11 protein-coding genes and 1 riboswitch are annotated in these 12,423 nt (G+C 34.9%); of the genes, 10 read left to right on the top strand and 1 reads right to left on the bottom strand.

What is annotated here, in order from left to right; genetic code table 11:
• Nucleotides 1-120: 120 nt before the first annotated feature.
• Entirely contained in the window at nt 121-1,596 is a 1,476-nt protein-coding gene (locus FNW52_RS11525) for a M28 family peptidase (protein WP_143377625.1), read from the top strand.
• A 69-nt stretch (nt 1,597-1,665) separates the two neighbouring features.
• Here FNW52_RS11525 and metK read toward each other — a convergent pair whose 3' ends face one another.
• Entirely contained in the window at nt 1,666-2,916 is a 1,251-nt protein-coding gene (gene metK / locus FNW52_RS11530) for a methionine adenosyltransferase (RefSeq protein WP_143377626.1), read from the bottom strand.
• A gap of 804 nt (nt 2,917-3,720) precedes the next feature.
• Here metK and FNW52_RS20750 point away from each other — a divergent pair.
• From FNW52_RS20750 to FNW52_RS11570, 9 genes are all read left to right on the top strand, one after another.
• A complete protein-coding gene (locus FNW52_RS20750) occupies nt 3,721-3,897 on the top strand; it encodes a hypothetical protein (RefSeq protein WP_185965966.1) in 177 nt (58 codons plus the stop codon).
• A 119-nt stretch (nt 3,898-4,016) separates the two neighbouring features.
• On the top strand, nt 4,017-4,226 hold the full coding sequence (locus tag FNW52_RS11535) for a hypothetical protein (protein ID WP_143377627.1): 210 nt from the start codon (nt 4,017-4,019) through the stop codon (nt 4,224-4,226).
• A gap of 571 nt (nt 4,227-4,797) precedes the next feature.
• Nucleotides 4,798-4,905: riboswitch (SAM riboswitch) on the top strand.
• A gap of 78 nt (nt 4,906-4,983) precedes the next feature.
• A complete protein-coding gene (locus FNW52_RS11540; RefSeq protein WP_143377628.1) occupies nt 4,984-5,949 on the top strand; it encodes an alpha/beta fold hydrolase in 966 nt (321 codons plus the stop codon).
• Nucleotides 5,950-6,286: 337 nt separating this feature from the next.
• Nucleotides 6,287-8,701 carry a bifunctional aspartate kinase/homoserine dehydrogenase I gene (gene thrA / locus FNW52_RS11545; protein WP_143377629.1) on the top strand — a complete coding sequence of 805 codons (2,415 nt, stop codon included), beginning with the start codon at nt 6,287-6,289 and terminating at the stop codon, nt 8,699-8,701.
• A gap of 115 nt (nt 8,702-8,816) precedes the next feature.
• Nucleotides 8,817-9,059 carry a putative signal transducing protein gene (locus FNW52_RS11550; protein WP_143377630.1) on the top strand — a complete coding sequence of 81 codons (243 nt, stop codon included), beginning with the start codon at nt 8,817-8,819 and terminating at the stop codon, nt 9,057-9,059.
• Between the two features lie 146 nt (nt 9,060-9,205).
• The gene (locus FNW52_RS11555) at nt 9,206-9,841 is read left to right on the top strand and encodes a LysE family translocator (protein WP_143377631.1); all 636 of its coding nucleotides are present in this window, start codon (nt 9,206-9,208) and stop codon (nt 9,839-9,841) included.
• A 26-nt stretch (nt 9,842-9,867) separates the two neighbouring features.
• Entirely contained in the window at nt 9,868-10,293 is a 426-nt protein-coding gene (locus FNW52_RS11560) for an OsmC family protein (RefSeq protein ID WP_143377632.1), read from the top strand.
• Nucleotides 10,294-10,362: 69 nt separating this feature from the next.
• On the top strand, nt 10,363-11,535 hold the full coding sequence (locus FNW52_RS11565) for a PLP-dependent aspartate aminotransferase family protein (protein WP_143377633.1): 1,173 nt from the start codon (nt 10,363-10,365) through the stop codon (nt 11,533-11,535).
• 187 nt (nt 11,536-11,722) lie between these two features.
• Nucleotides 11,723-12,415, top strand: coding sequence for an aspartate/glutamate racemase family protein (locus FNW52_RS11570; RefSeq protein ID WP_143377634.1), 693 nt, complete (start codon nt 11,723-11,725; stop codon nt 12,413-12,415).
• The last annotated feature ends 8 nt before the right edge of the window (nt 12,416-12,423 follow it).

Raw genomic sequence — 12,423 nt, forward strand, 5'->3', positions numbered from 1 at the left:
GGTTTTTATTTCCCTCAGAACTAAAACTCAATCCTGGTAAATTATGTTTTTTGAATAAACTTTTAATCCGTTAAGAAATAGTTTTATTTTGTTAAGTTTGGATTATCTAATTTAAAACTCATGAAAAATAAAATATTTCTTGTTTGTTCTCTGTTGATTGTTAATGGGAGTGTCAGTTTGGCGCAGGTAATCAAAAAACCTTTAGTTGGAGCAATTACTACAGAGGATCTTAAAACCGATTTGTATCAAATGGCTGGAGACCATTTTAATGGTAGAGAAGCTGGAACATTGGATGAATTAAAAGTATCGATGTGGCTGGCTAAAAAAGCAGAAGCTGCGGGGATGGTTCCTGCTGGAGAGGATGGCACCTTTTTTCAGTTTTTCGATCTATACAGACATCAAATAACCTCAAATACAAGCTTTAAGATTGGTCAAAAATCGTATGATTTATGGAAAGAGGTTTTGGTTGCTGAAACAACGAATATAAAAGTAGATGCTCCATTGATCTATCTTGGTAAAGCGACAAAGGAGCAAATTGAAACAACTGATATTAAAGGCAAAGCTGTTGTTATACTAGCCTCTCAAGAAGGGATTTCAAATGAAATTTCTCTTTTTGACAGGCGTTATCCTGGTTTAGTAAGAACCAAATACTACGATTTATTAGTTAAGTATGGAGCAGCAGCTCTTATTATTGTTGCTGATTCTGATGCAGAAAAAAGCTGGTCACAAGTAGAACCTCAAATGACACGAGGTATATATGGAATTGAAGGTCTTCGAGATAAAATTGGGGTTACAATGCCTGTTTTTTGGTTGCACAATGATCAGTTGGAGTTTTTAAAAAACACTAAAGAAACGTTGTCGGCTCAAGTGTTTTCGGAAAGCTATAAATACCCATCGGTTAATGTTGTTGGGAAAATTGAAGGGACAGATCCTAAACTCAAGAATGAATATGTGTTGTTTAGCGGACATCATGACCATGATGGAGTTAGACAAAAATACGGGCAAGATTCTATTTATAATGGAGCAGATGATAATGCAAGTACTTGTGTAGCGATGCTGGCTATTGCTAGAGTTTTTAAAAAGCAACCAGGCAAAAGAAGTGCTTTATTTGTATTTCATGGTTCGGAAGAGCGAGGTCTATTAGGGTCAAGATGGTATTCGGCACACCCAACAGTGCCCGAGTCAGCTATAGTGGCAGTGTTAAATGGGGATATGATAGGGAGAAACGATATAAACCAAGCCGCTTTATTAGGCTCGAGTTCTCCTCATGAAAATTCGTCAGATTTAGTTAATATCGCTAAGAAAGCCAATGAAGAAGGTCCTAAGTTTGATTTGGATAAACTTTGGGATAAACCAGAACACCCAGAATATTTCTTCTTTCGTTCAGACCATCTGCCCTATGCTAGAAAAGGAATTCCTTCGGTTTTCTTTACTAGTGTTTTACATAGTCAGTATCATACTCCTATGGACGAATCAGAGAATATCGATTTCCTTAAGTTGCATAAAATGACAGAGTGGATTTATCGAACAGGTTGGATATTATCGAATGATCCAATCCGTCCAAAGATATTACCCAACGTCAAATTTGAGCGATAGAAATTCCAGATATAAAAAAAAACCAACTCATTGAGCTGGTTTTTTTATATATTTAAAAGTTTGGAAATGTTACAATCCAAAAGCAGTTTTTACTTGATCTACAAAATCTAATTTCTCCCAAGTAAATAAATCAACTGTTACCGTTTTAGTTAAACCACCAGGAGCAGAGAACGTTTTTGTTACTGTTTCTGGAGTACGTCCCATGTGACCGTAAGCCGCAGTTTCGCTATAGATTGGGTTTCTTAATTTCAAACGTTGTTCGATGAAGTAAGGACGCATATCAAAGATAGCTTCTACTTTTTTAGCAATTTCACCATTAGTCAAATTCACTTTTGAAGTCCCGTAAGTATCGATAAAAATCCCCATTGGTTTAGCTACTCCAATAGCGTATGAAACCTGTACTAAAATCTCATCAGCAACACCTGCTGCAACAAGGTTTTTAGCGATATGACGTGTAGCGTAAGCCGCACTTCTATCTACTTTACTTGGATCTTTTCCTGAGAAAGCACCACCACCGTGAGCTCCTTTTCCACCGTAAGTATCTACAATGATTTTTCTTCCTGTCAATCCAGTATCTCCGTGTGGTCCTCCAATTACGAATTTTCCAGTTGGGTTAATGTGGTATTGAATTTTGTCATTGAATAAATGAGCGTGAGCAGGATTTTTTGCAATGATTCTTGGAATTAATATCTCAACGATGTCTTTTTTGATTTTGGCAAGCATAGTTGTCTCTTCATCAAAATCGTCGTGTTGAGTAGAAATTACGATAGCCTCAATACGTGTTGGCTTGTTGTCGTCGCTATATTCTAAAGTAACTTGAGATTTTGCATCAGGACGTAAATAAGTGATTTCGTTATTTTCACGTCTTAGAATAGCTAATTCTTGCAATAATTTATGAGATAAATCAAGTGCCAAAGGCATATAATTTTCAGTTTCATTTGTAGCGTAACCAAACATCATTCCTTGGTCTCCAGCACCTTGCTCTTCTTTGCTGGCTCTGTCAACTCCTTGATTAATATCGGCAGATTGTTCGTGAATGGCTGAAAGAATACCACAAGAATTGGCTTCAAACATGTATTCACTTTTAGTATATCCAATTTTGCGAATCACTTCACGAGCAATTTGTTGTACATCTAAGTAGGTATTCGACTTTACTTCCCCCGCCAAAATTACTTGACCAGTAGTAACCAAAGTTTCACAAGCTACTTTTGAGTCAGCATCAAATGCTAAAAAGTTATCAATTAATGCATCCGAAATTTGATCTGCAACTTTGTCTGGGTGTCCCTCACTTACAGATTCTGACGTAAATAAATAAGCCATAATAATTATAAATTTAAAAATTAGTCGAGAAAAAACAATTGCTGTAAAAGGGCTAAAGGAGAGTTTCTGCTTTAGCATTTTTTCTACTGAAAATTTTTCAGCATCCATAATGAATTCGTTTCATTATGAAGAGGTTGCAATCAGTTCAAATTTTTCCTCTGGTATTCGGGTGCAAATGTATGAAACCATTTTGAATTGCAAATTGTTCTTAACTTTTTTTTGATAGAAAAAATCGGATGTAGCTATAGTATAATATGTTACAGAATTAAATAAATGTTATTTTCTTGTTATTTTAATATTTTACATTTGGAATTTCGGAAAAAAGTTTGCAATTTTGCTACAACAAAAAAACAAAGATGCAATTTAATGTATGTAATATGTCTAAAGCCATTCAGGATAAATCCTGCAGGGGCGGTATAGCTTAATTTTAAATTAAAAAAATATAGCAAAAACCTCCCAATAAACCTGGGAGGTTTTTTTTTAGGTCATTTTTAAATCATTATTTTCAAGAATTAGAACAATATAATATGAAGCAACTCGACACAATTAAGGTTACCATTTGCAAAGCAAAATCGAAGACGATGATGATGTGTATTTATGCCATGATGTGTGTGTGTATCTGCTGATTCCAAAAAGTATAAGTTATAGTACAACTTAAAACCCTTTTGGATACGTATCTAAAAGGGTTTTTTGTTTTTCGGTCGAGAAGCGTATTGATAAACAGAGAAAAAAAATAAAAGAAAAATAGAAACTGAGAAAGTTTCGGTTTTTAATAAAATATATAAACTTAATAAAGTAGAAATTATGAGTTCAAAAAATTTCGCAGCCAATGCATTGCACGCTGAACAAGATGTAGCCAAACACGCAGCCAATTTATTTGGTTCTGCCAAAGATTTGATTCGACTCGCTGCTAGATGGGAAGATCTGGAGGATTTTAAAGTCTGTTGTTTGTCAAGAGTTTTTATCGAATTAAAAGCATAAAAGCACAATTGAATTTTTAGGAGACTAAACTCATTGTGTTAGAAACAAAAAAAATAAAATGCTGTAAAGCATTAGAATTATAAGCCATAAATAAATATTAATTACAAAAATAAAGTGCCATGAAAATCATAACATATATCACAAGAAAAGTAGAGTTACTAAAAAAAGCAATTTTGAAAACAATAAAAGTAGAGCCGTTTAACCCTAAAAAAGAGTTGGATCACCCAAGATTTGAAGTGGATGAAAACTTTGATTTGAAAGCTAAAAAAGGAAAGAATTCTTTATTGTTTCACATGTACTCTAAAGAAAACGGAACTCTTTTTATCTGAAGATGAGTCTTAAAAACCAGAAATGGTAAGTATAAAGTTCTTTGCCACGAATTGTACGAATAAAAACGCGAAACATTCTTTTGAATAGAAATAGATTCGTGAGAATTAGTGTTATTCGTGGCAAATTTTTAATTTTATGAGAAACCGTTGTTTCAATAATGAAAAAGAATTATTTAGCTCTTAGTGATTAGCTAAGAGTAATTAGCCAAATGTGCTAGAAAAAATAGAAATCGATCACTAAAATTTTTTTCAGTTGATTTTTTTTGTAAAAAAATAACGCATTCATCTTATAGGTTCTGATTCTAAGCTAATCGCTAATTACTGAATAGTTAGGATGAATTGAATAATAATTTGGTTGTTTCATAAAATAGTAGTTAATTTGCACCATTAAGTAAATGTTTCAAAATAAACCATACAATTTGTCTCGTTCTTTTGCCCTTTTTCTTCGTTAAAAAATATTTCAATAGCCCAGCTATTCAAAGATTTTTTGCCTTAAAAAAGAACAAAATAACTTCGTCAAATTTTGCATGCTTTATTTCAAAACCTTTACTAAGTTCAGAAACGTATTGAAATGTTATAAAGAAAGGCAGAGGGATTAGACCCAATGAAGCCTTAGCAACCCTTCGATTTATCGAAGAAGGTGCTGCATTCTACCACGCCAAACGTGGGAAGATAACACAAAGAATTCATCTAGTTTTTTCTAGCTTTCTTCATAATATTTCCAGGTACAAATCAAAAATTCATTAAAGATTTGAAATTGGAAAATAAACCAACCACACTTACCATACAAAATTTCACTACCGAAAGTGGTGCTTTTTATGTAACCATCAATTTGAGTTATCATCTTTTTGGCCCAGCCTTACATGCAGCACCTATTGTTTTGGTCAATCACGCTTTAACAGGGAACTCTCAAGTTGTGGGTTTAAAGGGATGGTGGAATGTACTTATTGGTGAAAACAGAACAATAGACACTAATAAATACACCATACTTGCTTTTAACGTACCCGGAAATGGCTTTGATGATACCGTTATCGAAAACTATCAAGATTTTACAGCCAGAGATGTTGCCAGACTTTTTGTAGATGGGCTCAAAGCGCTTCAAATTAATCAATTGTTTGCTATTATTGGTGGTTCTGTAGGTGGCGGAATTGCTTGGGAAATTGCAGCATTAGAACCTAAAATAACCCAACATTTAATTCCTATTGCAACCGACTGGAAATCCACAGATTGGCTAATCGCCAATTGCTTTTTGCAAGAACAAATTCTAAACAATTCGGCTAAGCCAATAGAAGACGCTCGAATTCACGCGATGCTGTGTTATAGAACGCCAGAATCTTTTAAAGCAAAATTTGATCGAACAATCAACGAAGAATTAGCCGTTTTTAATATAGAGAGTTGGCTGAGTCATCACGGAGAAAAACTGCAAGAACGTTTTCAGCTTTCGGCGTATAAGCTGATGAATCAATTGCTGAGAACGATAGATATTGCCAGAGATAGAGAATCTTTTCTTGCCGTAGCGTCTCAAATAGAAGCGGATATTCATATTATTGGAATCAATTCGGATTTGTTTTTTACGGTAAAGGAAAATAAAGAAACTTACGAGGAATTGAAAAAACACAAAGCCAATGTCACGTTTCAAGAGATTGACTCCATTCACGGACACGATGCTTTCTTGATTGAATACAAACAATTGGACAATTTGCTTAAAGGGGTTTTTCTTTAAGAAATAAAAGGTTCTCGTTATACGAAAAGGTTCTTGGTCACCGCGTGAGGGATAGACGGAAGCTACCGAAGTAGCCCAGATAGCCCGACAGCATTAGGGAAAGGGGCCGAATAAGCGCAAAGAGAAGTTGGCCCCTTTTCCTAATGGTGGCACGCCCAAAGGATGATTGTTATTTGCTAATTTATAGTTAACGGGTTTTCCTGCAAGGTCTTTTTTTTTGACCTTGTAGGTATTTGAATCGAACAAGAATACCTACAAGGTTTAAAAAAAACCTTGCTGGAGAATAAGGATAGAAAAATTGGTTGAAACGAGAGTGTCGACTTTAAAAAATAAGAAAATGAAGATATTAAAATTTGGAGGAAAGTCTTTGTCAAATGGAGACGGAATCAATAAAGTGGTGGCAATTATTGCCGGAAAAGTAGATAAAGGAGAACAGATTGCGGTGGTAGTTTCGGCCCGTGGGAATGCTACGGATGAATTAGAAAACATATTGGCTTTGGCTTCCCAAAACGGGGATTATAAACCGCTTTTTGAGGAATTTAAAAGCTACCAGCAAGATGTTTACAGTGATGTGGATTTGTCTGAAGAGTTCAATAAATTGGATAAACTTTTTGAGGGAGTGAGTTTGATTGGGGATTATAGCATTAAAATTAAAGATGAGGTTCTGTCTAAAGGAGAGTTGCTTTCGGCCAAATTACTGACAGCTATTTTGATAAAAAATGGGATAAACGCCCGATTTGCCGATACTAGAGAGTTGATTAAAACCGATTCTAAATTTGGTGATGCGCAACCGGTAGAGCAACTTTCCAAGAAAAATGTGGTGGCCTATTTTAAACAAAATAACGGGACAACGGTAAACATCGTCACGGGTTTTATTGGTTCAAACAGTAAAAACGACACCACAACTTTGGGTAGAAATGGCAGTAATTATACGGCCTCGCTTATTGCGAATTATCTGGATGCCGAAGAGCTTCAAAATTATACCCACGTTGACGGAATTTACACAGCGAATCCTGATTTGGTTTTGGATGCCAAGAAAATAGATCATTTGTCGTTTAACGAAGCGAATGAGTTGGCCAATTTTGGAGCAACAATTCTTCATGCTAAGACCATTATTCCTTTGTTGGAAAAAAATATTCCGCTTCGTATTTTGAATACGTTCAATCACGAAAATCAAGGAACGTTAATTACTGCTAAAGCGGATAAGGAAGGAATAAAAACGCTTTCGGTTCTGGAAAATGTGGCTTTGGTAAATCTGGAAGGTAGAGGATTGCTGGGAAAAACGGGTGTTGATGCCCGTATTTTTAAAGTGATGGGAGACAACGAAATTAGCGTTAGTATCATCTCTCAAGGATCTTCCGAAAGAGGAATTGGACTTGTGGTCGATGCTGATAAAGCGACACGCGCGATGATTGAATTGGAGAAAGAATTTGAAAATGATTTTTACTCGAAGGATGTCAATAAAATTACGGTTACCGATAATGTTTCGGTGATTTCGATTATTGGACAAGATTTAAGCACGTTTCATAAGCCCTACACGGCTTTGATCAAAAATAAAATTGTTCCTATCCTTTTCAACAACACGGTTACGGGTAAAAACGTGAGTTTGGTAGTCAAGAAATCGGAGTTGCACAAAGCGTTGAACGTGATTCACGGGGAGATTTTTGGAGTTTCGAAGAAAATAAACATTGCGATTTTTGGTCATGGACTGGTAGGAGGAACGTTGATTAATCAGATTTTAGAATCGGCTGCTGCCATCGAAAAACGTAAAGGGATCAAACTGAATGTTTTTGCAATTGCCAATTCTAAAAATGTACTTTTGAATAAAGACGGTGTTTCGCCAAATTGGAGAAATGAAATCCAAACCAACGGAACTTCCTATACTATTGATGATGTTATTGCTTTTGCAAATGAGCATCACTTGGAGAATTTGATTGCCATTGACAACTCGGCATCTGCTGTTTTTGTTGAGAATTACATCAAATTGGCGGAGAATAGTTTCGACTTAATTTCGTCTAATAAAGTGGCGAATACCTTGAGTTATGCGTTTTACAAACAGTTGCGTAAAGTATTAGAAGACAATCAAAAAACATATCTTTACGAAACGAATGTGGGTGCCGGTTTGCCATTGATTGATACGATAAAATTATTGCACCTTTCTGGTGAGAATATCACTAAGATAAAAGGAGTTTTCTCGGGAACTTTGAGTTATTTATTCAATAATTTCTCTGCAAAAGACGCTCCGTTTAGTGAAATATTAAAAGAAGCCATCGACAACGGTTACACAGAACCAGACCCAAGAGAAGACCTTTGCGGAAATGACGTAGGTAGAAAATTATTGATTTTGGCGAGAGAATTGGACTTGCAAAATGAATTTGAAGAAATTTCGATTCAGAACTTGATTCCGGAACATTTGCGTGAAGGAGATGTGTCGGATTTCTTGAATAAATTAACGGAGTTTGATCCTATTTATGCTAAAATAAAAGCAGATCAACAACCGAATCATGTATTGCGATACATTGGAGAATTATCGGGGGATTTACAAAACGACAAAGGAAATCTGGAAGTGAAACTGGTTTCGGTGCCAAAGGACACTGCTTTGGGTGGATTGAAAGGATCGGATTCGTTCTTCGAAATTTACACGGAATCTTACGGAGACCGACCTATCGTGATTCAAGGAGCAGGAGCAGGATCGGCGGTTACGGCAAGAGGGGTTTTTGGAGATATTTTGAGATTATCGGATAAAGGATGATAATTTTAGTCCCGATAGCTATCGGTTGCAGATTTTAGAGTTTTAGATTGAAGAATAGAAATATCCGTTGAATGTGCGTTAGAAAAATAGCACTATCAGCATTAAAAAAATAGTTATGGTTGAAGTTTTTAATGGGTCGTATTTTGAGGCAATGAATGTTAGAAATTTACTGGAAGGAAAAGAAATTTCAGTTTTTACCCAAAATGAATATATGTCAAATATTGAACCTTGGGTTGTTGCTTCGGGAGGTTTAAATCCTGTAAAACTTCGAGTTCATGAATTGGATTTAGATGCATCAAAAATAATAGTTGAGGATTATTTAAATGGCAATAATAATTTAGATACTGGGGATAAATAAAAAAATCCGTTGAATCCGCGTTTGAAAATCCGCGTCATCAGCGTTCAAAAAAGATAACAATGAAAATAACACTTAACAGAGTAAACGACAACTTTCACTTTGAATTAAAGAAGAAGGCTGGAATTCAATAATTTAAATAAAAAGAAATGATACCATTAAACGAACTGATAGTTTTTATTTTAGCGGCTTTTTTACTTGTAATTACTCCTGGCCCAAATATGATTTACCTGATTTCCAGATCAATTACACAAGGGAAAAAAGCAGGTGTAATTTCACTATTAGGTATCGTTTTTGGTTTTTTCTTTCATATCATTTTGGTTTCTTTCGGAATGACGGCACTTTTATTTGCTGTTCCTTTTGCCTATAATATTCTCAAAATTTCAGGGGTTTTATATCTTTTGTATTTGGCTTTTCAGGCAATTAAGCCTAATGGTAAAAATATTTTTGAGGCAAACAATAATATGGCTATTGATAAGCCCCGCAAATTATTTAGTATTGGTTTTTTAACCAGTGTGCTCAATCCTAAAATTGCAGTATTTTATTTGTCATTTTTCCCGCAATTTATAAAGCCAGAATACGGATCGATTATGACACAAAGTCTGCAACTGGGGATTTCTCAAGTAATGGTAAGTTTTACAGTCAATTTTATAATTGTGTTGACAGCATCTAGAATTTCACTGTTTTTTGCTAAAAAACCAACTTGGTTAAAAGTTCAAAAATGGTTTATGGCAGGGGTTTTAACTTCAATGGCGATTAAAATGGCATTTGCAAAAGCAAAATAATATAAAGTAATTGATAATTAGAAAACATGAAAATAACACTTAACAGAGTAAACGACAACTTTCACTTTGAATTAAAAAACGAAAGAGGTCATATCGTAAATGTAGATAGCCGTCCTGAATTTGGAGGGAATGATATGGGAGCAAGTCCAATGGAATTGGTATTAATGGGCGTTGCAGGTTGCAGCGCGATTGATATGATTTCGATTCTAAAGAAACAACGTCAGGAAATTACTTCATTCAAAGCTGAGGTAGAAGGCGAACGCGTACAAGTAGGAGAGGCAAAACCATTCAAAGATATTCACGTTGTGTTTTATTTGGAAGGAGCAATCAATGAAGAAAAAGCGGCTAGAGCGGCACAACTTTCTTTTGAGAAATACTGTTCGGTTTCAAAAACATTGGAACCAACCGCAACGATACATTATAAAGTAGTTTTGAATAATAAATCATTATAGTTTAATTAAAGAGATTGGTTTTGAATATTCCAACGACTTTAAACCTTAAACTTTAAACAAAAAAATAGAATGAACGAACAAGAATTTGGTTTTGAAACCCAAGCCATACGTAACCAATTAGAAAGAACCCAATATTTGGAGCATTCAGTGCCCTTGTACTTAACGTCTAGTTTTGTATTTGAAGATGCTGAAGATATGCGTGCTTCTTTTGCAGAAGAGAAAGACCGAAATATTTATAGCCGATACAGCAATCCAAACACCAACGAATTTGTAGATAAAGTTTGTAAAATGGAAGGTGCTGAGGCCGGTTTTGCATTTGCATCTGGAATGGCAGCGGTGTATTCTACTTTTGCAGCCTTGTTGAAATCTGGAGATCATATTGTTTCTGCCAGTAGTGTTTTTGGAGCAACTCATTCCTTGTTTGTAAACTATTTCCCAAAGTGGAATATCGAAACATCGTATTTTGACCTTACTAAACCAGAAACAATCGAGAGTTTTATCAAGCCAAATACGAAGATTCTTTTTGCTGAATCGCCTACGAACCCTGCAGTTGATATTATAGATTTGGAACTGTTAGGAGCTATTGCCAAAAAGCACAATTTGATTTTGATTATCGACAACTGTTTTGCCACTCCGTACATTCAACAACCGATAAAATGGGGAGCGCATTTGGTAGTGCATTCGGCGACTAAATTAATGGATGGCCAAGGAAGAGTTTTAGGTGGAGTCACAGTTGGAAGTGCTGATTTGATAAAAGACATTTACCTTTTTTCTCGACTTACAGGACCTTCATTATCGCCTTTTAATGCTTGGGTATTGTCTAAAAGTTTAGAGACATTAGCTATTCGTGTTGACAGACATTGTGAAAATGCAATGAAAGTAGCTGAGTTTTTAGAAAGTCATCCTAATGTAAATACCGTTAAGTATCCTTTCCTGAAATCGCATCCGCAATACGAAATTGCCAAAAAGCAAATGAAATTAGGTGGTAACATCGTTGCCTTTGAAATTAAAGGTGGAATTGAAGCAGGAAGAGCATTTTTGGATAAAATAAAATTGTGTTCGTTGTCGCCAAATTTAGGAGATACGAGAACAATTGTTACACATCCAGCCTCTACAACCCACAGCAAATTGTCTGTTGAAGAACGTTTTGCCGTGAGTATTACTGATGGTTTGGTACGTGTTTCAGTTGGATTAGAAACTGTTGCAGATGTTATTGCTGATTTGGAGCAGGCGCTTTTGTAAAGGATTTAGAATTATTGCTTGCTGATTTCGGCGGTTGAGCGTAGTCGAAACCAACGATTTTAGACTGCGGATTTGTATAGCATTCAAAAAGAGTTAATCATCATTCGCTTTTTTTGAGTCAAAAAATATATTTTTGTTATAATTAAGAAAGAATATGCAGGGAGTAATTCTCAAAAAAAACTAGAAAATGAAAACAATTGGTCTTATTGGAGGGATGTCCTGGGAAAGTTCTGCGGTTTATTACAAGATATTAAATCAAAAAGTAAATGAAAGTTTAGGAGGAGTTCATTCTTGTAAATGTATAATGATTTCTGTCGATTTTGATGAAATTGCAAAATTGCAGCACGAAGGAAATTGGGATAAGCTTGGTGAAATAATGATTGATTCAGCGAAAAAATTAGAAAAAGCAGGAGCAGATTTCATTGTTTTATGTACAAATACGATGCATAAATTATCGGAAAGAATAGAAGAAAATGTTAATATCCCTTTATTACATATTGCAGATGTAACAGCAGAAGTTATTAAAGAAAGTAAAATAAACAAAGTGGGATTATTGGGAACGAAATTCACAATGGAACAAGAATTCATTAAAGATAGATTAATAAACAAACATTCAATTGAAACTATAATACCGAATGAACAGCAAAGAAATGCTATTCACAATATTATTTATAATGAATTAGTAAAAGGGATAATTAATGAAGAGTCTAGAAAAGTTTATTTAGAAATAATTAATGATTTGAAAGGTAAAGGAGCAGAAGGAATAGTTTTGGGTTGTACTGAAATTATGCTGCTTGTGAATAAACATAATACCGAAAGTATTATGTTTGACACTACAGAAATTCACGCTTTGAAAGCAATAGAATTTGCTATTCAATAAATTAACTA

Origin of the sequence: Flavobacterium sp. ZT3R18 (assembly GCF_007097385.1) — a bacterium.
Classification (GTDB): Bacteria; Bacteroidota; Bacteroidia; order Flavobacteriales; family Flavobacteriaceae; genus Flavobacterium.

Coding starts and splice junctions, on each gene's coding strand:
- FNW52_RS11525 (WP_143377625.1), top strand. CDS start 121: ATGAAAAATAAAATATTTCTTGTTTGTTCTCTGTTGATTGTTAATGGG.
- metK (WP_143377626.1), bottom strand. CDS start 2,916: ATGGCTTATTTATTTACGTCAGAATCTGTAAGTGAGGGACACCCAGAC.
- FNW52_RS20750 (WP_185965966.1), top strand. CDS start 3,721: ATGAGTTCAAAAAATTTCGCAGCCAATGCATTGCACGCTGAACAAGAT.
- FNW52_RS11535 (WP_143377627.1), top strand. CDS start 4,017: ATGAAAATCATAACATATATCACAAGAAAAGTAGAGTTACTAAAAAAA.
- thrA (WP_143377629.1), top strand. CDS start 6,287: ATGAAGATATTAAAATTTGGAGGAAAGTCTTTGTCAAATGGAGACGGA.
- FNW52_RS11550 (WP_143377630.1), top strand. CDS start 8,817: ATGGTTGAAGTTTTTAATGGGTCGTATTTTGAGGCAATGAATGTTAGA.
- FNW52_RS11555 (WP_143377631.1), top strand. CDS start 9,206: ATGATACCATTAAACGAACTGATAGTTTTTATTTTAGCGGCTTTTTTA.
- FNW52_RS11560 (WP_143377632.1), top strand. CDS start 9,868: ATGAAAATAACACTTAACAGAGTAAACGACAACTTTCACTTTGAATTA.
- FNW52_RS11565 (WP_143377633.1), top strand. CDS start 10,363: ATGAACGAACAAGAATTTGGTTTTGAAACCCAAGCCATACGTAACCAA.
- FNW52_RS11570 (WP_143377634.1), top strand. CDS start 11,723: ATGAAAACAATTGGTCTTATTGGAGGGATGTCCTGGGAAAGTTCTGCG.